Below are 21,249 nucleotides of genomic sequence, written 5' to 3' on the forward strand. Positions count from 1 at the left end.
CCGACCGGCGGGGGCACCGGCGGGCCATGGACGCGGACATCACGCTGCGGGTCGACGGCGAGACCCGCCGGCTGACCGTCGACACCCGCACCTCCCTGCTCGACGCGCTGCGCGAGCGGCTGGGCAACACCAGCCCGAAGAAGGGCTGCGACCACGGACAGTGCGGGGCCTGCACGATCCTGCTCGACGGGCAGCGGGCGCTCTCCTGCCTCGCGCTCGCGGTCGCGCACGACGGCGCGGAGATCACCACCGCCGACGGGCTGGCCCGCGACGGCGAGCTGCACCCGGTGCAACGGGCCTTCCTGGAGCGGGACGCCTTCCAGTGCGGCTACTGCACCCCGGGCCAGGTCTGCTCGGCGGTCGGCGTCATCGAGGAATTCGAGAAGGGCTGGCCCAGCCACGTCACCGAGGACCTCACCAGCGAGCCGGAGATGACGCACGACGAGGTCGCCGAGCGGATGAGCGGCAACCTGTGCCGCTGCGCCGCCTACGTGAACATCACGCCCGCCGTCCAGGAAGCGGCTGGCCGGTGAAGCCGTTCACCTTCGCGAAGCCCGGCGACGTCGCCGAGGCGGTCCGCGACGTCGCCGCCGAGCCGAACGCCGTCTTCCTCGCCGGCGGCACCAACCTGGTCGACCACCTGCGCCTCGGCGTCGCCCGGCCCGACCTGGTCGTCGACGTCCGCACCCTGACCTCCCGCGAGATCACCGACCTCGACGACGGCGGGCTGCGCCTCGGCGCCGCCAGCACCAACAGCGAGGTCGCCGCCGACGGCCGGGTCCGGGAGCGCTACCCGGTGCTCGCCCAGGCCCTGCTGGCCGGTGCCACCGGGCAGCTGCGGAACATGGCGACCACCGGGGGCAACCCGCTGCAGCGCACCCGCTGCCCGTACTTCCAGGACGTCACGACGCCCTGCAACAAGCGCGAGCCAGGTACCGGCTGCTCCGCGGTCGGCGGCTACGTGCGCTACCACGCGATCCTCGGGACGCCGGGTGCGCTGCCGGATCCGACCGCCCCCGAGACCTGCATCGCCACCCACCCCTCCGACATGGCCGTCGCGCTCGCCGCGCTCGACGCGCGGGTACACACCCTCGGCCCGGCCGGCGTCCGCACCATCCCGTTCACGGACCTGCACCGGCTCCCCGGCGACGACCCGTCGCGGGACACGGTGCTGGAGCACGGCGAGCTGATCACCGCGATCGACCTGCCGCCGCTGTCCGCGGGGACGCGGAGCGCCTACCGGAAGGTGCGCGACCGGGCCTCGTACGCCTTCGCGCTCGTGAGCGTCGCGGCCGTGGTGCACGACGGCGACGTCCGCATCGCGCTCGGCGGGGTGGCGCACAAGCCGTGGCGGGCGTCCCGCGCCGAGGAGATCCTGCGCGGGCAGCCGCTCACCGACGACGCCGTCCGGGCCGCGATGGACGCCGAACTCGCGGCCGCCCAGCCGCAGCCCGGCGTCGAGGGCGGCAACGGCTTCAAGATCCCGCTCGTCACCCGCACCGTCGCCGCCACCCTGCGCACGCTGACCGAGGAGCAGTCATGACCGACCTGCTGGAGCCGCGCGCGATCGGGCAGGGGCTGGTCCGGCGCGACGGCGAGGCCAAGGTGCGGGGCACCGCGACCTACGCCGTCGAGACGCCGGTGGAGAACCCCGCCTACTGCCACCCGGTGCAGGCGACCGTCGCCCGCGGCCGCGTGACCGCCATGGACACCACGGCGGCCGCGGCCCTCGACGGGGTGCTGCGGATCCTCACCCCGTTCGACGCCGAGCGGCTGGCGAGCACCGAGGACGCCGAGTACGCCGTCCTGCAGAGCGACGAGGTGGCCTTCCGCGGGCAGCCGATCGGGGTGGTGGTCGCGGAGACCTCCGAGGTCGCCCGACAGGCCGCCGACGCGATCCGCGTGACCTACGACGAGCAGCCGCACGACGCCGAGCTCGCCGTCGACCGGGACGACCTCTACAAGCCGGAGAAGGTCAACGCCGGCCACCAGACCGACACCGCGGAGGGCGACGTCGCCGCGGCGATGGCCACCGCGGAGGTGACGCTGCAGCGCACCTACTCGACGGCGATGTACCACAACAACCCCCTGGAGCCGCATGCGACGACGGCGCTGTGGGACGCCGAGGCGCAGTTCCTGACCCTGTGGGACTCCACCCAGGGCGTGCACCCCGACCGCGCCGCGGTCTGCGAGGTGTTCGGCCTGGAGCAGGAGCAGGTGCGGGTGGTCTGCCCGTACGTGGGCGGCGGGTTCGGCTCCAAGGGGCAGCCGCACGCCAACGTCATGCTCGCGACGATGGCCGCCCGCGCGCTGCCCGGCCGGCCGGTGAAGCTCGCGCTCACCCGGCAGCAGATGTTCTTCCTGGCCGGTTACCGCACGCCGACGATCCAGCAGATGCAGCTGGCCGCCGACCGCCGCGGCCGGCTCCAGGCGATCGCGATCGACGTCGTCGAGCAGACCTCGCGGATCAAGGAGTTCGCGGAGCAGACCGGCGTCCCCGCCCGGATGATGTACGCCTCACCCAGCCGGCGGAGCACCCACCGGCTGGCCGCCCTCGACGTCCCGGTGCCCTCCTGGATGCGCGCGCCCGGAGAGTGCCCGGGCATGTTCGGCCCCGAGGTCGCCATGGACGAGCTGGCCGAGGAGCTGGGCATCGACCCGATCGAGCTGCGGATCCGCAACGAGCCCGAGGTCGACCCGGAGACGGGCAAGCCCTGGTCGAGCCGCAACCTGGTGCGCTGCCTGCGCGAGGGGGCCGAGCGCTTCGGCTGGGCCGACCGCCCGCGCGGACGGCGGGAGGGGAACTGGCTCGTCGGGTACGGGGTCGCGTCCTCGGTCTACCCGACGATGCGCCAGGCCACCTCGACGGCGAACCTGCGCTTCGAGGGCGGCCGCTACATCGCCGAGATCGGCGCCGCCGATCTCGGGACCGGGGCCTGGACGATCCTGCCGCAGATCACCGCCGACGCCCTCGGGGTGGACGTCGCCGACGTCGAGGTGCGGATCGGCGACACCCGCTACCCGGTCGCGTCGGTGGCCGGGGGTTCCTCGGGGACGAACACCTGGGGCTCGGCGCTCGTGGTGGCCGCGCGCGCGTTCCGCGACAAGTTCGGCGGGGCGCCGGCGGACGGCGACGAGGTCTCCGGCGACGTCGACCAGGCCGCCAAGGACGACGCGCACGCCCCCTACGCGTTCGGCGCCCAGTTCGTGGAGGCGCGGGTGGACGTCGACACCGGCGAGATCCGGGTGCCGCGCATGCTCGGCGTCTTCGGCGTCGGCCGGGTGATCAACCCGACCACCGCCCGCTCGCAGCTCATCGGCGGGATGACGATGGGGCTGTCGATGGCGCTGCACGAGAACAGCGTCTGGGACTCCCGGATCGGGCAGGTGGCCAACCACGACCTGGCCGAGTACCACATCACCGTCAACGCCGACGTCGGCGAGATCGAGGCGGTGTGGCTCGACGAGCACGACCCCTACGTCAACGTGATGGGCGCCAAGGGGATCGGTGAGATCGGTATCACCGGAGCGGCGGCGGCGGTCGTCAACGCCGTGCACGCGGCGACCGGCGTGCGGGTGCGGGACCTCCCGGTGACGCTCGACAAGGTCCTCGCGGGGCTGCCCTGACCCCTGCGTCGGGCGGGACCGGCGTGACGTGACGAGTCGGTCCGGCACGCCGGTGATCCGCGCCATACCGTCGTGACGCCGGACGTGAACGCGCTGGTCAGCGACTCGTCCGGGCTTTCCCATACGTCGCGGCGGCGGTGGCGCGCGGGAGGACCCCGTTGGGCGTGTTGCCCCGCCGCCGATCAGAATGGGCCCCGACATGGCGACTGCAGCAGCAGCGGCGGCCCGGGCCCCGCAGACGACCAGCCGACCGCTCCGGGCATGGCAGCAGGCCGCCCTCAGCCAGTACGAGGAGGCCTCCCCCAAGGACTTCCTCGTCACCGCTACGCCGGGCGCCGGCAAGACGACCTTCGCCCTGACCCTGGCGGCGCGGCTGCTGTCCCGGCGCGAGGTCGCCCGCGTCGTCGTCGTCGCCCCCACCGACCACCTGCGCCTGCAGTGGGCCGAGGCCGCCGACGCGATGGGCATCGTCCTCGACCCGAACCTGACCAACGCCGTCGGCCCGGTGCGCGCCGGCACCCAGGGCTACGTCACCACCTACGCGCAGGTCGCGGGCAAGCCGATGCTGCACGCCGCCCGCGCCACCGCGGTCAAGTCGCTGGTCATCCTCGACGAGGTGCACCACGCCGGTGACGGCCTCTCCTGGGGCGAGGCGGTCGAGGAGGCCTACGGCATGGCCGCCCGCCGGCTGTGCCTGACCGGGACGCCGTTCCGCACCAAGCCCGACGAGCGCATCCCCTTCGTCCGCTACGAGGAGGACACCTTCGAGGGCGAGGCGGGCGGTCTGGTCAGCCGCGCCGACTACACCTACGGCTACAAGGAGGCGCTGGCCGACAACGTCGTCCGCCCCGTCGTCTTCGCCGCCTACACCGGCACCTCGCGCTGGCGGAACTCCGCCGGCGAGGTGGTCGCCGCCTCGCTCTCCGAGGCCGGCACCAAGTCGGTGGAGATGCAGGCCTGGCGCACCGCGCTGGACCCCAAGGGCCAGTGGGTGCCGCACGTCATCGCCGCGATGGACGACCGGATCACCCACCTGCGCGAGGAGGGCGGCATGCCCGACGCCGCCGGGCTGATCCTCGCCAGCGACCAGGACGACGCCCGCGACTACGCCAAGATCGTGCGCCGCGTGACCGGCAAGGCGCCGGAGCTGATCCTGTCGGACGACCCGAAGGCGTCGAAGAAGATCGAGAAGTTCGCCACCGGGACCGCACGGATCGCCGTCTGCGTGCGGATGATCTCCGAGGGCGTCGACGTCCCGCGCGCCGCCGTCCTCGCGTGGATGACCTCCTACCGGACGCCGCTGTTCTTCGCCCAGGCCGTCGGCCGCGTCGTCCGCTCCCGCTCGCCGCACGAGTCGGCGACCGTCTTCCTCCCCGCCGTCCGCCCGCTGCTGTCGCTGGCCGCCTCCATGGAGGAGCAGCGCAACCACGTCATGCCGCCGCCCCGGAGCCAGCCGGACGAGGAGCTCGAGGCGCTCGACCTGCCGCCGCGGGAGCCGCGCGAGGGCGAGATGAAGCAGTGGGAGGCGCTCGAGGCCGACGCCCGCTTCGCCCACGTCCTGCACGGTGGGACGGCGCACACCGGTGCGGGGGGCCCGGCGACCGTCGTCGCCCCCGAGGAGGAGGACTTCCTCGGCATCCCCGGGCTGCTCACCCCCGAGCAGACGGCGTCGCTGCTGGCCAAGCGGGACGACGAGCTGCGGCTGCGCATCGCGGCGAGCCACCGGAACGACGCCGACGACTTCATGGTCGTCGAGGACCACCCCGACGAGGACGACGCCGGCCGCTCGTGGCGCGACGCCGCCGAGCTGCGCCGGGAGATCAACAAGCTGGTCAACCGCGTCGCCGCACGGACCTCGCAGCCGCAGGCCGTGGTGCACACCCAGCTGCGCCAGCAGGTGCCCGGGCCGCCGTCGGCGTCGGCGTCGGTCGACGTGCTCCGCGCCCGCCGCGAGCGCCTGCGCACGATGCTCTGACGCGGACCGCTCAGCTCTCGACCGGGGGCACGTCCGTCCGGACGAGCCGGAGGCGCTCCGGCGGGATCACGCCTGGGAAGTACTCGTATCCCTCCCCCGAGGTCAGCAAGTCCGCGGGGTCGACGTCCTCCACGGCCCAGACGTCGACCGGACCGCCGGTGTTGTTCATGGCGACGAAGTAGTCCGCCGTCCACTCGTCGGGGGCGAGGAAGCAGCCTTCCTGCTCCGGCACCGGGCTGCCCGCGATCCCCGGGGTATCGCCCATCCGCCGCCAGTCCAGGCCGTGGGCCTGGATCGACGCCCGGTTCCGCGACGAGGTGACGTGGAACATCACCCGTCGACCAGGAGACCGCGGGCCGCGGCGATCGCGACCGCTTCGGTGCGGCCGCCCGCGCCGAGCTTGGCCAGGATGTTGCTGACGTGCACGCTCGCGGTCTTCTCGCTGATGTAGAGCTCCGCACCGATCTGCCGGTTGGTGCGTCCCTTCGCCAGCAGCGCGAGCACCGACTGCTCACGCGGGGTGAGCACCGTGGAGACGTCCACCAGCCGGACGCCGGGGACGTCGAGCCGGCCCCGCCGGACCAGCGCCTCGACCGCCGTGCGCAGCGGCGCGGCACCCAGCCGGACGGCGACCTCGTGCGCGGCGCGCGCCTCGACCGCGGCCCCGGCCCGGTCGTCGGTGGCCAGCAGCGCCTCGGCCAGCCGCCACCGCGACCTCGCCTCCTCGTACACGTGCCCGTAGCCGAACGCCTCGACCGCCGCCTGCCACAGCTCCGGCGCGGCCTTCCCCGCCAGCCGCGCCTGCTCCGCGTGCGCCCGCGCCTGCCAGGCCAGGCCCTCGACGCCCATCCCGCCCACCGAGCGCTCGAACACCTCGACCGCCGAGCGGGCGATCCCCACCAGCTCCTCACCGCGGCGCACCCAGCCGTCGGCGGTGGCGTGATCCCCCGCCAGGCCGGCCGCGCAGGCCGCGTCGGCGGCCGCACCCAGCGCGGTGGCGACCAGCCGCAGCACCCCGAGGTGGTCGAACGGCCACACCTGGCGCAGCCGGGCGCTGGTGGCCACGGCGACGGCGACGGCGGTCTCCGGGTCGCCCGCCCAGCCGGCCAGGTCGATCTCGGCCGCCCCCGTGACCAGCGAGAGCAGGAAGTGGGTGTTCGACCGCTCGACCAGCGACCGTGCCCACGCCAGCCGGTCCCGTGCCGCCGGGTCGCCCCGGCCGACCAGCACGAGCAGCGCGGCGGCACGCACGTGCGCCGCCATCTCCGGCACCCGGGCGAGCAGGTCGGCCTCGGCCAGGCTGGCGTCCCACTCCCCCGCCGTGTAGAGCGCCGTCACCCGCAGGTGCCGCAGCCCGGCCGGGTAGGTGGCCCACTCGACGCCCAGCCCCCGGGCCCGCTCGGTCGCCTGCTCGGTCAGCGCCAGCGAGCCCGCCACGTCGCCGGCCTCGAACCGGTCGATGGCGAGGTTGAACCAGGCCCGCATCTCCACGTCCACGTCACCGGAGCGCCGGGCACGCTCCAGCGCCTCGCTCAGGCGACGCCGCACCGCCTCGACGTCCGCGGCCGGGCGGGAGCGCACCTGCGAGACGGCGGTGTCCGACCACGCACCGTCCAGCCCCAGGACGTCGGCCGCCGCGAGCGCCTCCTCCGCGGCCGCGTCGCCCTCGGCGAGCAGGTTCAGGGCGAAGCACATACGCGCATGCGTGGCCGCCGCCCAGGTGCGCACCTCCGACGGCGGGTCGGCCGGCACCAGGGCCATGGCGGCGCTGCTCTCGCGGTGCCCGCCGGTGTGGTCGTCGAGCCGGACCAGCGCCTGCGCGAGCGTGTAGTGCAGGCGGGCCCGCGTCACCGGGTCGCCGTCGGGCCCCACCAGTTCCAGCGCCGCGCGGAGCAGTGCCACCGCGCGGTGCAGCTCGCCCGCGGTGCGGGCGGCGGCGGCCGTCTCCACCAGCAGCGCCACCTGGTCGCGGCCGGCCCGCGCCGCCGCGTCGGCGACCGCCGGCCACAGGGCGAGCGCCGCCTCCAGGTGCTGCAGCTGCTCGGCCGGGGCGCCCACGCAGCAGGCGGCGACGGCGGCCTCCAGCGAGGCGCTGAACGCACCCGGCAGGTCGTTGCTCTCCCGCGCGTGGTGGGCGCGCTCGGCGGCGGTGCCGGCGTCGGGGTGGGCGCCCAGGTAGCCGGCGATCGCCGCGTGCAGCCGCACCCGCTCCCCCGGCAGGAGGTCGGCCAGCACGGCCTCGCGCAGCAGCGCGTGCCGGAAGCGGTAGCGGCCGTCGTCGGAGACGACGAGGAGGTGGTGGTGCACGACCTCGGCGAGCGCCCGGTCGAGCTCGTCGGGCGCCAGCTCGCCGATCGCGGCGACCAGTTCGTGGCGCACCTGGCGCCCGGCGACCGCGGCCACCCGCAGCACCCGCTGCGCCGCCGGGGAGCGCTGCTCGACCCGGGCCAGCAGCACGTCGGCCAGCGCCAGCGGCAGCGCCTCGCCCTGCAGGCCCGCGGCGAGCAGCTCCTCGGCGTAGAAGGCGTTGCCCTCGGCCCGGGCGACGACGTCGTCCACGGTGCTCTCCGCGATACCGCCGGTCGCCCCCGCGAGCGTGCGCACCAGCTCCCCCACCGCGCCGTCCGGGAGCGGCGCCAGGTCGATGCGCTCCACACCGGGCAGCCGCACCAGCTCGGCGAGCAGGGGGCGCAGCGGGTGGCGGCGGTGCAGGTCGTCGGCGCGGTAGGAGACGACGACGGCGATCGGCTCCTCGACCAGCCGGGCCAGCAGGTAGCGCAGCAGGTCGCGGCTGGAGCGGTCGGCCCAGTGCACGTCCTCGAGCACGAGGAGCAGCGGGCCGGTGGCGGCGACCTCGCACAGCAGCCCGGCGACCGACTCGAACAGCTGCAGCCGCCCGTCGTCGACCGGCTGGGGCGCGGCCCGGTGCGGCAGCGGGCGGCCGAGGTCCTGCCCCTCGCCGGGCGGCGGCACCGGCACCGGGGCGCCCGGCCGACCCGAGACCAGGCCGGTGAGGACCGGGTTGTGCCGGGTCGCGGGGGCGAGCTCCGGGTCGGCCGCGAGCGGGCGCAGCAGGTCGACGAACGGCAGGTAGGGCAGGCCGACGTCGCCGAGGTCGACGCAGTGCCCGGTGAGCACCCGCAGCCCGCGCTCGGCCGCCCGCCGGCCCAGCTCGTCGAGCAGCCGGGTCTTGCCCACGCCGGCGTCGCCGGCGAGCAGCGCTGCGCACGCCCGGCCGGCGACGGCCCGTTCGACGTGCGCGAGCAGGCGGGCGAGCTCCTCGGCCCGGCCCACCAGCGGGGCGTCGTCCCAACGTGACACGGCTGGCATCGTGGCACGCGGGGACGACAGGACTCCCCCGGATCCGCTCCGACCGGCTGCGCTCAGCGAGAACGCCGCCGGCGGCGCATCCACGGACCGCGCCCGGTGCGGGCGCCACGGCTGAGCGCCTGGAGCACCTCCCGGCGGTAGGCGAGCTCCGCGTCCAGGCCTGGGTTCGGGTAGTGCATGGTCATGGCCGTCCCTTCCTCGTCCGTGCTGACGGGAGGAACGGTCGTGCTGAGGGGTGCTGCGCGGCATCGGTCGGCCGGGCAGTCCCACGGCGCCGGGCGGGGCTGAGGCCCCCTCACGACGATCGGCCCCACCCTGAGGTGGGGCCGATCGGGGATGAGGTCCGGACCGGATGACGGCCGCCTCGCGGCGAAAAGCACAACACGGCTCCAGGCCCCCGACCGAGGTCGGGGCGGTAGTCCGTGAAGGCGTAACCAAATGGCACCCGGGGGCACGATGCACCCGGCCCGGACGTCTTCGAGGCTACCCGCGCTCCCCGGCGCGACACCCGCCCGGCGGCAATTTTCAGTTGAAGCCGCGCTCGTCCTGCTTCAGCGCCGTGTCGACGGTGAGCGCCGAGGCGATGACCATGCTGGCCAGCGGCTCGGGCAACCGGTAGTGCACCAGGACGACGTAGCGGTCGGCCGTGGTGAACATGGTCCGGGCCAGCCCCTCCCACTTCTTCGTGATCCGCGTGACCTCGACGCCGGCGGCGTCGGTGACGGCGAAGTCCCAGGCGCGCCAGTTCTCCGCCTGGATCGCGCCCACGAGCTGCCCGCCGGCCACCAGGTCGAAGCGGATCCGGCCGAAGACGTTGGCCTGCACGATCTCGCCGACGGGCGTCCCGTCGGGCCGCTCCACGACCACCCGCGAGCGCATGAGCTTCGCCGGTCGGGTGAGCACCAGCACCGGCCCGCGCGCGTCGCGCACCTCCAGCCGGTGGGTGAGGAACTGGTCGAGGCTGGAGACCAGCCGCACCGCCTTCTTCAGCGAGCTCTGCCCCACCTGCACGACGGCGCCGATCTGCTGACCGTTGCCGTCGAGGACGGCGTACTCGTTGGTGAGCTCGATCAGCTTGGTCTTCTGGTTCACCAGCAGGACCGGCTGGTCGTACAGCGAGGGGCCTGCTCCCGGTGGCTGCTGCGGCGGAGGCGACGGCGTGGCCTGCTGGACGTGCTCGGACCAGCCCTGGCCGTCCCACCAGCGGGTGCCCTGGCCGCCGGCGGGATCGGGGTACCAGCCGGGCGGCGGCGGGGGTTGGCTCACGGCGGTCACGCTAACGCCGCTGCCCCGCACCGCCCGGCACCCGCGTGCCAGACTCCGACCGTGGCCGACCTGACCGACGTCGAGGCCCGGGTCCTCGCCGCCGTCGACGAGCGGTGGGCGGTGGAGCGGCTCTGCGCGCTGATCGCCGTCCCGTCCGTCGGCGGCACGGCCGCCGAGAGCGAGGTCCAGCACCTGCTCGCCGGCTGGCTCGACGAGCTCGGCTGCGACGTCGACCGCTGGCCGATCGACCTCGCCGAGGCCGCGACCGCCCCCGGCGCCCCCGGGCAGGAGGTGGTGCGCACCGAGGCCTGGGGCGTCGTCGGCACGCTCGGCGGCGACGGCACCCCGGCGCTGGTGCTCTCCGGCCACACCGACGTCGTCCCGCCCGGCGACCTCGGGCTGTGGGGCGGCGACCCGTTCGTCCCCCGGTTCGCCGACGGCGCGGTGCACGGGCGCGGGGCCTGCGACATGAAGGCCGGCGTCGCCGCCTGCCTGGTCGCCGTGCACGCCCTGCGGACGGCGGGGGTGCGCCTGGCCCGGCCGCTCGCCCTGCACGGTGTGGTGGGCGAGGAGGACGGCGGTCTCGGCGCGTGGGCCACCCTGCGGCGCGGCCACACCGGCGAGCTGTGCGTCATCCCCGAACCCACGGCGCAGGCCGTGGTGACGGCGCACGCCGGGGCGCTCACCTTCCGGCTGGAGATCACCGGGCACGCCGCGCACGCCGCCATGCGCGACCGCGGGGTGAGTGCGGTGGAGCTGTTCGCGCACGTGCACGCCGCGCTGCTCGCATTCGAGGCCGAGCGGCAGCGGGACGCCGATCCGCGCTTCGGCGACGCCCGGTTCCCCTACGGCATCTCCCTCGGCCGGGTGCAGGCCGGCGACTGGGCGAGCTCGGTGCCCGACCGGCTGGTCGCCGAGGGCCGCTACGGCGTGCGGATCGGCGAGCCGGTGGAGTCCGCGCGGGCGGCCCTGGAGACCCGCCTCGCCGAGGTCTGCGCCGCCCACCCCTGGCTGGCCACGCACCCGGTGCGGCTGACGTGGACCGGAGGGGCGTTCGCCAGCGGTCAGCTGCCGGCCGGGCACCCGCTGCTGCCGGCGGTGCGTGCGGCCGTGGTGGACGCCGGTGGGCCGCCCCCGCCCGAGCGGGCGCTCCCCGCGGGCACCGACCTGCGGCTCTACGCGGCCGAGGGCATCCCGACCCTGCACTACGGGCCCGGCGACCTGCACCTGGCCCATGGGCCGCAGGAGCGGGTACCCGTCGCCGAACTCGTCACCGCCGCCCGCGCCTTCGCCCTGCTGGCGCTGCGCAGCTGCGGGGTCCGGTGAGCGGCCCGGTCGGGTTCGAGGCCTGGGCGGCGCTCGCCGGGGACTCCCCCACCTCCCGCACCGAGTGGGCGGCGCTCGTCGCCGCCTGGAGCGAGCCGCACCGCCGCTACCACGACCTCGCCCACCTGGCCGCCGTCCTCGGGTTGGCCGAGCGGCTCTCCGCCGACGTCCCCGACCCCGACGCCGTCGCCCTGGCCGCCTGGTACCACGACGTCGTCTACGACCCGCTGCGCCCGGACAACGAGCAGGTCAGCGCCGAGCGCGCCCGCGCCGGGCTGCGGGGGCTGGTGCCCGAGGAACGGGTCGAGGAGGTGGCCCGGCTTGTCCTGCTCACGGCCGGGCACGACCCGGAACCCGGGGACGCCAACGGCGCGGCCCTGTGCGACGCCGACCTCGCCGTGCTCGCCGCTCCCCCGGCCGCGTACGCGGGGTACGCCTCGGCGGTGCGGGCCGAGTACGGGCACCTCTCCGACGAGGAGTTCACCGCCGGGCGGATCGCCGTCCTGGAGCGGCTGCTCGGCCTGCCCCGCCTCTACCGGCTCCCCGCCGCCGCGGAGTGGGAACCCCTCGCCCGCGCCAACCTGACCGCCGAGCTCACGCTCCTGCGGTCCCGCGCTTCCGCTGCCGCAGACCCGCCGCCAGGAGACGGCTGAGCAGCTCGCGGCAACCCACCGGCAGCGCGCCCGCGGCGACGGCGGCGTCGTAGAGGTCCGCAGGCACGTCGTAGTGGTCACCCTGGAACGCGCGCCGCGGGATGCCCAGCTCGGCGGCGACGAACGCGTGCAGCTCGTCGTAGGAGACGTCGCTGACCAGGTGCGACCACATCCGGCCCCGCCAGGGCCACACGGGGCTGTCGATGAGCACGGCCACGAGGAAGCAGTGTGCCCGGCCCGGCTAGCGTCTGTCGGGTGAGCAACGAGATCCGCTGGGGAATCGTCGGGCCGGGCCGCATCGCCGAGAAGGTGGTGGAGGACTTCGCGGTGGTGGAGGGCGCCCGCGCGGTCGCCGTCGCATCCCGGTCGCAGGAGCGGGCCGACGGGTTCGCCGCGCGGCACGGCCTGGAGCGCGCCTACGGCTCCTACGCCGAGATCCTCGCCGACCCCGACGTCGACGTCCTCTACCTCGCCACCCCGCACCCGCAGCACCACGCGATCGCGCTGGGCGCCCTGCGCGCGGGGAAGGCGCTGCTCGTGGAGAAGGCGTTCACCGCCACCACCGCCGGGGCCACCGAGGTCGTCGACCTGGCCCGCGGGACGGGCACCTTCGTCATGGAGGCGATGTGGACCCGCTTCCAGCCGGCCGTCGTCGCGCTCAACGAGCTGGTGGCCGACGGGGCGATCGGCGAGGTGCGCTCGGTGCAGGCCGACCTGGGCGTCGCGCGCGAGTACGACCCGGTCGACCGGCTGTTCGCCCTGGAGCTCGGCGGCGGCGCGCTGCTCGACCTCGGCGTCTACGTCGTCTCCTTCGCCCAGATGCTGCTGGGCACGCCCGACCGCGTCGTCGCCACCGGCTCGCTGTTCCCCTCCGGCGCCGACGCGGAGGCGGCGATCCTGCTCGGCTGGGACGACGGCCGCAACGCCGCGCTCACCACGTCGCTGAAGTACGCCCTGCCGGGGACTGCGCGCGTGGTGGGGACGACGGGCTGGATCGACGTCGTGCCCCGCTTCCACCACCCGCAGACCATCGTGCTGCACCGCGCGGGTGCCGAGCCGGAGGAGATCACCCGGCCGCAGACCGGTGCCGGGTACGCGCACGAGCTGCTCGAGGTGACCGAGTGCCTGCGCGCCGGGCGGACCGAGAGCGCCGTGATGCCGCTGGCCGACACGCTCGTCGTCCAGGACGTGCTGGGCCAGGCCGCCGACCAGCTGGGCGTTCGGCACGCCGAGGCGGTCGACGTCCTGTGATCGTCGTGACCGCCGCGGGTGGGGCCACCGGCACCGCCGTCGTCCGGGCACTGCTGGCGCGCGGGGAGCAGGTTCGCGCGGTGGTGGCGTCCCGTCGACCGCGGCCGGAGCTCGACGGCGCGGAGGTGGTCGTCGGCGACCTCACCGGCGATCTCTCCGCCGCGCTCGCCGGCGCCGACGCCCTGTACCTGATCTGGCCGAACTTCGACCCGGACGAGGCGACCGGTGCCCCCGCCGTGCTGACCGCCGCCGCCCGCGCGGGCGTCCGCCGGCTCGTCTACCACTCGGTGCTGCGGCCCCAGATCCGCGCGATGCCGCACCACGCCGCGAAGGACCGCGTGGAGGAGGCGCTGGACGGCGCCGTCGCCGGCACGGCCGCGCGGTGGCGGGTGCTGCAGCCCTGCGCGTACGCCGCCAACCTCGACGGCGCGATCGGAACGGCGACCGCGACCGGTGAGCTGCCCAGCCCGTGGGGGTTGCAGCAGGCGCAGTCCTTCGTCGACCTCCGCGACGTCGCCGACGCCGCTGCGGTCCTCCTCACCGAGGACGGCCTGGACAGCGGCACCTTCGAGGCCGTCGGCCCCGAGGAGCTCACCGCCCCCGACGTCGCGGCGCTGCTCACCGGGCGCTCCGGGCGGCCGGTCACCGCGGTCGACGTGCACGCCGAGGACGACGGGAGCTACGCCGGGCGCTGCCGCACCACGATGTTCGACTGGTACCGGGAGCACGGCTTCACCGGCAGCCCGCGGGTGCTGACGACGCTGCTCGGCCGGCCGCCGCGGACGTTCGCCGAGCACCTCGCCGACGGGGTGCCGGCGGGCAGCTGACCGTCCCCCGACCGGGTGGCTCGGCTGCAGCAGTCGCCGGAGCCTGCCGATGTGGAACGGGAACGGCCGTACCGACGGCCGTCCGCCCCGAGGGGATACGAACGTCCATGGCTCTGCTCGAAGGTCTGGCCGCACTGGCCGCGAAGTTCGCCGGTGCCAGCACCGTCGCCCAGGTGGCGACCGGTGTCGGCATCGCCACCGCCGGCGTGACCGGCGCGGGCGCCGTCGGTGTCCTCCCGGCGCCGGTGCAGGACGCCGTGGCGAGCACGGTCGAGACGGTGACGCCGTTCGACCTGCCGGAGTCCGAGCTCTCGACCGAGACCGAGACCGAGACCGATGCGCCCGTCGGCGACACCGAGGGCGACCCCGTGACGACCGAGGACGAGGCCACCGACGACGAGGTCGTCGAGGAAGAGGCCACCGAGGACGAGGCCACCGAGGACGAGGCCACCGAGAACGAGGTCGTCGAGGAAGAGGCCGCCGAGGACGAGGCCACCGAGGAGCAGACGGGCGCCCGCGGCCTGGACAACGCCATCGCCCACGCGAACGAGCACGCGCAGGGGGCGCTGCAGGCGGCCCAGGCCCGTCAGGCGGCCCACGACGCCGAGAAGGCCGCCCGCGACGCGGCCCGGGACGCGGAGAAGGCCGCCCGCGACGCCGCGAAGGCCGCTCGCGCCGCCACCGCCCCGGTCGAGGAGACCGTCGCCGAGCCCGAGGAGACCGCCGGTGCGGCCACCGGGAAGCCCGCCGACCAGGGCCCGAAGAACCAGGGGCGCGGCGGCAACTGACCCACGCGGTCAGACCGGGGGGACCTCCACCGGCGCCCAGGCCAGGCCGGTCGCCTGGTCGGCCGTGGGAACGCGGGTCGGAGTCCCCCCGGCGCGGCGGACGCACTCGGCGAAACGGACGGCGTCGATGACCGCGGCGCAGCCCGGGTCGTTGTTGAAGTAGACGAGGACGTCCGCGTCGCCGTAGGTGGTCGCGATCCGCTCGGCCCACAGCTGCAGGGTCTCGGCGCGGTAGCCCCAGCCCTCGAAGCCGTGGTGGAAGCGCAGATAGCCCCAGTCCGTGGTGCGCCAGAGCGGCGCGATCGGCTGCTCGTCCCGGTCGGCCCAGCACAGCGCGGCGCCGTAGCGCTCGAGCAGGGCCCGCACCTCGTCGGTCCACCACGACTCGTGCCGCGGCTCCACGGCCACCCGGGTACCGGCCGGGAACTGCGCCAGGCACTCGCGCAGCAGCTCGGGGTCGGCCTTCAGCGTCGGCGGCAGCTGCAGCAGGATCGTGTCGAGCTTCCCCGCCAGCCCCTCCGCCCGGCCCATCAGCCGCGCCACCGGCTCCTCCGGCTCGCGCAGCCGCTTGATGTGGGTGAGGAACCGGCTGGCCTTGACCGCCCACCGGAAGTCCGGCGGGGTGCGCTCCCGCCACTTCACGAACGTCTCGTGCTCCGGCAGCCGGTAGAAGGCGTTGTTGCTCTCCACGGTGGCGAAGTGCTGCACGTAGTGCTCCAGCCACAGCCGCTGCGGGAGCTTCGGCGGGTAGAAGGCGCCCCGCCAGTCGCGGTACTGCCACCCCGACGTCCCGATGATCACGGCCACGGACAGCCGCCTACCCTCCGCGGTCATGGCTGACGCACCCGCGCGCTTCAAGGACCTCTGCCTCGACGCCAACGACCACCACGCGCTCGCCGACTGGTGGTGCGCCGCCATCGGCTACGTGCGGCGCGACTCCCTCGAGGACGCCGAGAACCCGGAGGACGACGAGCCGCGCCCGCACGACTGGCCGATCCCGATCGTCGACCCGGCCGGCGAGGGACCGCTGGTGTGGATCGTCCCGGTGCCCGAGCGGAAGACCATCAAGAACCGCATGCACTTCGACGTCGTCGGTGAGACGTGGCCGCTCATCGCGGCGGGTGCGCGGATGGTGCGGGAGCAGGATGACGAGATCGAGTGGAGCGTCCTCGCCGACCCCGAGGGCAACGAGTTCTGCGTCTTCGCCCCCGAGTGAGCTGAGCTTCCGCGGCGAGGGCGCCCCGGACGCCGACAGGGGCGGCCCGCTCGGAAGCGGACCGCCCCTGCCGGGCAGTGCTGGTGGTGCAGTGCTCCTCAGCGAGGAGCGGGCGGACTCAGAAGTCCATGCCGCCCATGCCGCCCATGTCGCCACCCGGAGCGGCCGCAGCGGCCTTCTCCGGCTTGTCGGCGATGACGGCCTCGGTGGTGAGGAAGAGCGCCGCGATGGAGGCGGCGTTCTGCAGCGCCGAGCGGGTGACCTTGGCCGGGTCGATGATGCCGGCCGCGACCAGGTCCACGTACTCGCCGGTGGCGGCGTTGAGGCCCCAGCCGGTCTCCGAGTTGCGCACCTTCTCCGCCACGACGCCGCCCTCGAGGCCGGCGTTGATGGCGATCTGCTTCAGCGGCGCCTCGAGCGCGACGCGCACGATGTTGGCACCGGTCGCCTCGTCACCCTCGAGCTCGAGCTTGTCGAACGCGACGGCCGTGGCCTGCGCGAGAGCGACGCCACCACCGGCGACGATGCCCTCCTCGACGGCGGCCTTGGCGTTGCGCACCGCGTCCTCGATGCGGTGCTTGCGCTCCTTGAGCTCGACCTCGGTCGCGGCGCCGGCCTTGATGACGGCGACGCCACCGGCCAGCTTGGCCAGGCGCTCCTGCAGCTTCTCCCGGTCGTAGTCGGAGTCCGACCGCTCGATCTCGCTGCGGATCTGGTTGACCCGGCCCTGGATCTGGTCGGTGTCACCCGCACCCTCGACGATCGTCGTCTCGTCCTTGGTGACGACGACCTTGCGGGCCCGGCCGAGCAGCTCGAGGTCGGCGGTGTCGAGCTTGAGGCCGACCTCCTCGCTGATGACCTGGCCACCGGTGAGGATGGCGATGTCGCCCAGCATGGCCTTGCGGCGGTCACCGAAGCCCGGGGCCTTGACGGCGACGGACTTGAAGGTGCCGCGGATCTTGTTCACGACCAGGGTCGCGAGGGCCTCGCCCTCGACGTCCTCGCTGATGATGGCCAGCGGCTTGCCCGACTGCATGACCTTCTCCAGCAGCGGGAGCAGGTCCTTGACCGAGCTGATCTTCGAGTTGACGACGAGCACGTACGGGTCGTCGAGGACGGCCTCCATGCGCTCGGTGTCGGTCACGAAGTAGGGCGAGATGTAGCCCTTGTCGAAGCGCATGCCCTCGGTGAGCTCGAGCTCGAGGCCGAAGGTGTTGCTCTCCTCGACGGTGATGACACCTTCCTTGCCCACCTTGTCCATCGCCTCGGCGATGAGCTCACCGATGGCGGGGTCGGCGGCGGAGATCGACGCGGTGGCGGCGATCTGCTCCTTGGTCTCGACGTCCTTGGCCGTGGAGAGCAGGTACTCGCTGACCGAGGCGACGGCCTTCTCGATGCCCTTCTTCAGGGCCATCGGGTTCGCGCCGGCGGCGACGTTGCGCAGACCCTCGCGGACGAGCGCCTGGGCGAGCACGGTGGCGGTGGTGGTGCCGTCACCCGCGACGTCGTCGGTCTTCTTCGCGACCTCCTTGACGAGCTCGGCCCCGATCTTCTCCCACGGGTCCTCGAGCTCGATCTCCTTGGCGATGCTCACACCATCGTTGGTGATGGTGGGCGCGCCCCACTTCTTCTCAAGAACGACGTTCCGGCCACGGGGGCCGAGGGTCACCTTGACGGCGTCGGCGAGGGTGTTCATCCCTCGCTCGAGGCCGCGGCGCGCCTCTTCGTTGAACGCGATCATCTTGGCCATGTGGTGATGTCCTCCGAGCATGGATCGCTGCACGGCCGGGTTCGGCGCCCGCGACGGACGACACCAGCGACGTGGACGCTCCGTCGGCCCACGGACCGGTGCCTCACCGTTCCGACCTGATTGGCACTCAGGAGCCCTGAGTGCCAGAACCGAGTTTGGCACTCGACCCCTGCGAGTGCAAGAACGGGGGTCGCTTCCCCCCTTCCAGGGGGTTCTCACCGTGGCCGGCGCGGCCCCGGGAACGACCGAGGCCCGGTCCCCCGTGGGGAACCGGGCCTCGGCCGGTGTTGCCGAGTGGTTCTCAGGCGCTGCGGACGGCGTCGGCCTGGGGGCCCTTGGCGCCCTGGACGACCTCGAACTCGACCCGCTGCCCCTCGTCGAGGCTCTTGTACCCGTCCATCTGGATGGACGAGTAGTGGACGAAGACGTCCTCGCCGCCGTCGACGGCGATGAAGCCGAAACCCTTCTCGGCGTTGAACCACTTCACGGTGCCCTGTGCCACGTGTGCTCCCACGTTTCGTGCGTGCGGCGCCCCATCGCTCTCGATGTGGCGGGGTCTCGCTCTTCCGCCCGCCGAACACGAACGTGGAACTCGAACCGCGCGAGACGGTACAGCAGAGAAGCGCAGGTGACAGCCCCACGCGCGCACGACGCACCCGGATCCGGCGACGACGTCGCCCGGACCGGGGAACCGACGGGGACTCTACGCCCCCCGCCGGACGGACCGCTCAGCCGATGAGACCGGCCGCCCGCACCGACTTCAGCGACGGCTCGACCCGGTGCGTGGGACCGACGACCGGCTCCAGCGGGTCGAGGGTCTTCAGGCCCTCCCCGGTGTTGAGGACGACGGTCTCCTTGGCCGGGTCCAGCTGGCCGCCCTCCACCAGCTTGCGCAGGACGGCGACGGTCACCCCGCCCGCGGTCTCGGCGAAGACGCCGGTCGTACGGGCGAGGTCGCGGATGCCCTGGACGATCTCGTCGTCCCCGACCCGGGCGACCGAGCCGCCGGTGCGGCGGATCGCGTCGAGCGCGTAGGGGCCGTCGGCCGGGTTGCCGATGTTCAGCGACTTGGCGATGCCGGTGGGCTTCACCGGCTTCACGACGTCCCACCCGTTGTCGAAGGCGGTGGCGATCGGGTCGCAGCCGGCCGACTGCGCACCGAAGATCGTCCACTCGGTCGCCTCGACGATGCCCGCGGCACTGAGCTCGCGGAAGGCCTTGTCCACCTTGGTGAGCAGCGAGCCCGACGCCATGGGGATGACGACCTGGGCCGGGATCCGCCAGCCGAGCTGCTCGGCGATCTCGTAGCCCATCGTCTTGGAGCCCTCGGCGTAGTAGGGCCGGACGTTCTGGTTGACGAAGGCGGTGTCCTCGAACTCGTCGGTCTCGGCGAGCTCGCTGGTCAGCCGGTTGACGTCGTCGTAGGAGCCGTCGACGGCGACCAGGGTCTGGCCGTAGACGGCCGACTGGACGACCTTGCCGGGCTCCAGGTCGCTCGGGATGAAGACGAACGACGGCAGGCCGACGCGGGCGGCGTGCGCGGCCACCGAGTTGGCCAGGTTGCCGGTGGAGGCGGCGGCGATCTTCGTGTACCCCAGCCCCTTGGCGGCGGTCGCGGCGAGGCTGACCACGCGGTCCTTGAACGAGTGGGTGGGGTTGGCCGAGTCGTCCTTCACCCACAGCCCGCCGGTGAGGCCGAGCTCGGCGGCGAGCCGGTCGGCGCGGACCAGCGGGGTCATGCCCGGGTCCAGCGAGACGCGGTCGACCGGGTGCTGACCCACCGGCAGGAGGGCCACGTAGCGCCAGATGTTCTGCGGCCCGGCCTCGATCTGCTCGCGGGTGACCGCCTTCATCAGCTCGGGGTCGTAGTCGACCTCCAGGGGCCCGAAGCACTCGGCGCAGGCATGCTCGGCGATGAGCCCGAACGTGGCGCCGCAGTTGCGGCACACGAGCCCGCGGGCGGGACACGGGGGGACGGGGCCACCGGCGCTGGAGTCGGCCTGGACGGATCCGGGAGCGGTGAGGGTCATGCGACGACTACCTCCTCATCTTCCCCGCAGCGGGCCGTCGAGCCGCGCGGGACGGAATTGGCACCTCCCGCTGCACGTGCGCGCAGGCGGCGGTTGCCGGGGCTTCGTCGGGCCGTGTCCCTCTGCCCCTCTGGATGAGTGAACGGCGTGAACTGTACCCAGTCGCGAGCCGGGGCCAGCGGCCGGACAGGATGGCCTGGTGAGCGCGCGCGTCGTCTACACCGATCTCGACGGCACGATGGTGGGTCCGCGGGGCTCCTTCTGGCACACGGCCGGGCGGGAGCTGACCGACGGGCCGGCCGCCGCGCTGCTCGACCTGCACCGCGCCGAGGTGGCGTTGGTGCTGGTCAGCGGCCGGACGTACGAGCAGGTGGTGGAGGCAGCGCGCATCTTCGCCGCCGACGGCGCCATCGCCGAACTCGGCGCCACCATCGGCTGGGGATCCGGGCGGACCACCCACCGGCTGCGGGGCGCGCTGCCGGAGGAGTACGGCGACCGCACGCCGATGGACGTGATGGGCGAGCTCGGCGTCGTCGAGGAGCTGATCGCCGCGCACCCGCGGCGGCTGGAGTGGCACGCCCCGTGGCACGCCACGCACGCGACCGATGCGCTGCTGCGCGGCCGGGTCGACGCCCTCGCCGTCGACGCCTGGCTGGCCGAGCGGGGCGCCGGCTGGCTGACGCTCAAGGACAACGGCGCGATCCCTGCGGCGTCCTGGATGGGCCTGGACGACGACGCCGCGCCGCCGCGGGTCTACCACCTGATGCCGCGCGGCATCTCCAAGGGCGCGGCGATCGCCTGGGACCTGGAGCGGCGCGGCCTCTCCCCCGACGATGCCGTCGCGATCGGGGACAGCGTCAGCGACCTGGACATGGCGCCCGCGGTGGGCCGACTGTGGATCACCGCGAACGGGGGCGCCGTCGACGGGATGGCCGAGCTGCTCTCCGCCCTCCCCAACGTGACGGTCACCGATGCCCCCATGGGCGAGGGCTGGGCCCAGGCGGTACGCGCGTCCCTGTGAGCGCTCAGCTGCTCCCGCCGCTCCCCGCACGGGACCGTCCGGCGACCAGCACACCGACGAGGACGGCCACCAGCACGATGACCACCAGCTCGACGGAGCCGATCGCGCCGAGCAGTGGCAACAGCAGGAGCAGGACGACGAAGCAGACGACCCCGGCCACGAGACCCCACAGTCCGCTCATGCAGGACA

At 74.3% G+C, this 21,249-nt stretch carries 21 protein-coding genes and 1 riboswitch; of the genes, 11 read left to right on the forward strand and 10 right to left on the reverse strand.

Going from position 1 to position 21,249, the window contains the following annotated elements:
* Nucleotides 1–26: 26 nt before the first annotated feature.
* The 4 genes from ACI79Q_RS01885 to ACI79Q_RS01900 all read left to right on the forward strand — a co-directional run bounded on the left by ACI79Q_RS01885 (nucleotide 27) and on the right by ACI79Q_RS01900 (nucleotide 5,602).
* Nucleotides 27–533 (forward strand): 2Fe-2S iron-sulfur cluster-binding protein, encoded by a 507-nt coding sequence (locus ACI79Q_RS01885; RefSeq protein ID WP_456588076.1) that lies wholly within the window; start codon nucleotides 27–29, stop codon nucleotides 531–533.
* Nucleotides 530–1,543: an FAD binding domain-containing protein gene (locus ACI79Q_RS01890; protein ID WP_456588077.1), complete on the forward strand. Its 1,014-nt coding sequence runs from the start codon at nucleotides 530–532 to the stop codon at nucleotides 1,541–1,543. The genes ACI79Q_RS01885 and ACI79Q_RS01890 overlap by 4 nt, the downstream gene beginning before the upstream one ends.
* Entirely contained in the window at nucleotides 1,540–3,627 is a 2,088-nt protein-coding gene (locus tag ACI79Q_RS01895) for a xanthine dehydrogenase family protein molybdopterin-binding subunit (protein ID WP_456599091.1), read from the forward strand. The genes ACI79Q_RS01890 and ACI79Q_RS01895 overlap by 4 nt, the downstream gene beginning before the upstream one ends.
* Nucleotides 3,628–3,826: 199 nt before the next feature.
* Nucleotides 3,827–5,602, forward strand: a complete 1,776-nt coding sequence (locus tag ACI79Q_RS01900) for a DEAD/DEAH box helicase (protein ID WP_456588079.1) — start codon at nucleotides 3,827–3,829, stop codon at nucleotides 5,600–5,602.
* Nucleotides 5,603–5,612: 10 nt separating this feature from the next.
* On the opposite strand, the gene ACI79Q_RS01905 is transcribed toward ACI79Q_RS01900, so the two are convergent.
* The 4 genes from ACI79Q_RS01905 to ACI79Q_RS01920 all read right to left on the reverse strand — a co-directional run bounded on the left by ACI79Q_RS01905 (nucleotide 5,613) and on the right by ACI79Q_RS01920 (nucleotide 10,198).
* Complete coding sequence (locus ACI79Q_RS01905) at nucleotides 5,613–5,867, reverse strand: hypothetical protein (protein ID WP_456599090.1); 255 nt, start codon at nucleotides 5,865–5,867, stop codon at nucleotides 5,613–5,615.
* A 65-nt stretch (nucleotides 5,868–5,932) separates the two neighbouring features.
* Entirely contained in the window at nucleotides 5,933–8,932 is a 3,000-nt protein-coding gene (locus ACI79Q_RS01910; RefSeq protein WP_456614044.1) for a helix-turn-helix transcriptional regulator, read from the reverse strand.
* 53 nt (nucleotides 8,933–8,985) lie between these two features.
* A complete protein-coding gene (locus ACI79Q_RS01915; RefSeq protein WP_456588082.1) occupies nucleotides 8,986–9,117 on the reverse strand; it encodes a hypothetical protein in 132 nt (43 codons plus the stop codon).
* 340 nt (nucleotides 9,118–9,457) lie between these two features.
* Entirely contained in the window at nucleotides 9,458–10,198 is a 741-nt protein-coding gene (locus ACI79Q_RS01920) for a phospholipid scramblase-related protein (protein ID WP_456599088.1), read from the reverse strand.
* A gap of 60 nt (nucleotides 10,199–10,258) precedes the next feature.
* Between ACI79Q_RS01920 and ACI79Q_RS01925 the strand changes: the two genes are divergently transcribed.
* Both ACI79Q_RS01925 and ACI79Q_RS01930 read left to right on the forward strand, forming a co-directional pair.
* Nucleotides 10,259–11,524 (forward strand): ArgE/DapE family deacylase, encoded by a 1,266-nt coding sequence (locus ACI79Q_RS01925; protein ID WP_456614045.1) that lies wholly within the window; start codon nucleotides 10,259–10,261, stop codon nucleotides 11,522–11,524.
* Nucleotides 11,521–12,177 carry an HD domain-containing protein gene (locus tag ACI79Q_RS01930; RefSeq protein ID WP_456588085.1) on the forward strand — a complete coding sequence of 219 codons (657 nt, stop codon included), beginning with the start codon at nucleotides 11,521–11,523 and terminating at the stop codon, nucleotides 12,175–12,177. Before ACI79Q_RS01925 ends, ACI79Q_RS01930 begins: the two co-directional genes overlap by 4 nt.
* Here the strand turns inward: ACI79Q_RS01930 and ACI79Q_RS01935 are convergent.
* Entirely contained in the window at nucleotides 12,119–12,394 is a 276-nt protein-coding gene (locus ACI79Q_RS01935; protein WP_456588086.1) for a DUF4031 domain-containing protein, read from the reverse strand. The genes ACI79Q_RS01930 and ACI79Q_RS01935 overlap by 59 nt on opposite strands.
* Before the next feature lie 38 nt (nucleotides 12,395–12,432).
* On the opposite strand from ACI79Q_RS01935, the gene ACI79Q_RS01940 reads away from it, so the two are divergent.
* The 3 genes from ACI79Q_RS01940 (at nucleotide 12,433) to ACI79Q_RS01950 (ending at nucleotide 15,043) form a co-directional block, all read left to right on the forward strand.
* Nucleotides 12,433–13,428 carry a Gfo/Idh/MocA family protein gene (locus ACI79Q_RS01940; RefSeq protein ID WP_456588087.1) on the forward strand — a complete coding sequence of 332 codons (996 nt, stop codon included), beginning with the start codon at nucleotides 12,433–12,435 and terminating at the stop codon, nucleotides 13,426–13,428.
* Nucleotides 13,429–13,433: 5 nt separating this feature from the next.
* Nucleotides 13,434–14,255, forward strand: coding sequence for an SDR family oxidoreductase (locus ACI79Q_RS01945; RefSeq protein WP_456595870.1), 822 nt, complete (start codon nucleotides 13,434–13,436; stop codon nucleotides 14,253–14,255).
* A gap of 107 nt (nucleotides 14,256–14,362) precedes the next feature.
* Nucleotides 14,363–15,043: a hypothetical protein gene (locus ACI79Q_RS01950; RefSeq protein WP_456614046.1), complete on the forward strand. Its 681-nt coding sequence runs from the start codon at nucleotides 14,363–14,365 to the stop codon at nucleotides 15,041–15,043.
* A gap of 9 nt (nucleotides 15,044–15,052) precedes the next feature.
* Here the strand turns inward: ACI79Q_RS01950 and ACI79Q_RS01955 are convergent, their stop codons facing one another.
* Nucleotides 15,053–15,877: a DUF72 domain-containing protein gene (locus tag ACI79Q_RS01955; RefSeq protein ID WP_456614047.1), complete on the reverse strand. Its 825-nt coding sequence runs from the start codon at nucleotides 15,875–15,877 to the stop codon at nucleotides 15,053–15,055.
* Here ACI79Q_RS01955 and ACI79Q_RS01960 point away from each other — a divergent pair.
* Nucleotides 15,876–16,259, forward strand: a complete 384-nt coding sequence (locus tag ACI79Q_RS01960; RefSeq protein ID WP_456588091.1) for a VOC family protein — start codon at nucleotides 15,876–15,878, stop codon at nucleotides 16,257–16,259. The genes ACI79Q_RS01955 and ACI79Q_RS01960 overlap by 2 nt on opposite strands.
* A gap of 118 nt (nucleotides 16,260–16,377) precedes the next feature.
* On the opposite strand, the gene groL is transcribed toward ACI79Q_RS01960, so the two are convergent.
* The 3 genes from groL to thrC form a co-directional block, all read right to left on the reverse strand.
* Complete coding sequence (groL, locus tag ACI79Q_RS01965) at nucleotides 16,378–18,009, reverse strand: chaperonin GroEL (protein ID WP_456588092.1); 1,632 nt, start codon at nucleotides 18,007–18,009, stop codon at nucleotides 16,378–16,380.
* 301 nt (nucleotides 18,010–18,310) lie between these two features.
* Nucleotides 18,311–18,511, reverse strand: coding sequence for a cold-shock protein (locus ACI79Q_RS01970; protein WP_456588093.1), 201 nt, complete (start codon nucleotides 18,509–18,511; stop codon nucleotides 18,311–18,313).
* A gap of 226 nt (nucleotides 18,512–18,737) precedes the next feature.
* Nucleotides 18,738–20,039, reverse strand: a complete 1,302-nt coding sequence (gene thrC, locus ACI79Q_RS01975) for a threonine synthase (RefSeq protein ID WP_456614048.1) — start codon at nucleotides 20,037–20,039, stop codon at nucleotides 18,738–18,740.
* A 12-nt stretch (nucleotides 20,040–20,051) separates the two neighbouring features.
* A riboswitch (SAM riboswitch) is annotated at nucleotides 20,052–20,180 on the reverse strand.
* Between the two features lie 58 nt (nucleotides 20,181–20,238).
* Here thrC and ACI79Q_RS01980 point away from each other — a divergent pair.
* A complete protein-coding gene (locus tag ACI79Q_RS01980) occupies nucleotides 20,239–21,060 on the forward strand; it encodes an HAD family hydrolase (RefSeq protein ID WP_456614049.1) in 822 nt (273 codons plus the stop codon).
* A gap of 4 nt (nucleotides 21,061–21,064) precedes the next feature.
* Here ACI79Q_RS01980 and ACI79Q_RS01985 read toward each other — a convergent pair whose 3' ends face one another.
* A complete protein-coding gene (locus ACI79Q_RS01985; RefSeq protein ID WP_456588096.1) occupies nucleotides 21,065–21,241 on the reverse strand; it encodes a hypothetical protein in 177 nt (58 codons plus the stop codon).
* Between the last annotated feature and the right edge of the window lie 8 nt (nucleotides 21,242–21,249).

The sequence above is a fragment of the Blastococcus sp. SYSU DS0828 genome (genome assembly GCF_054050975.1).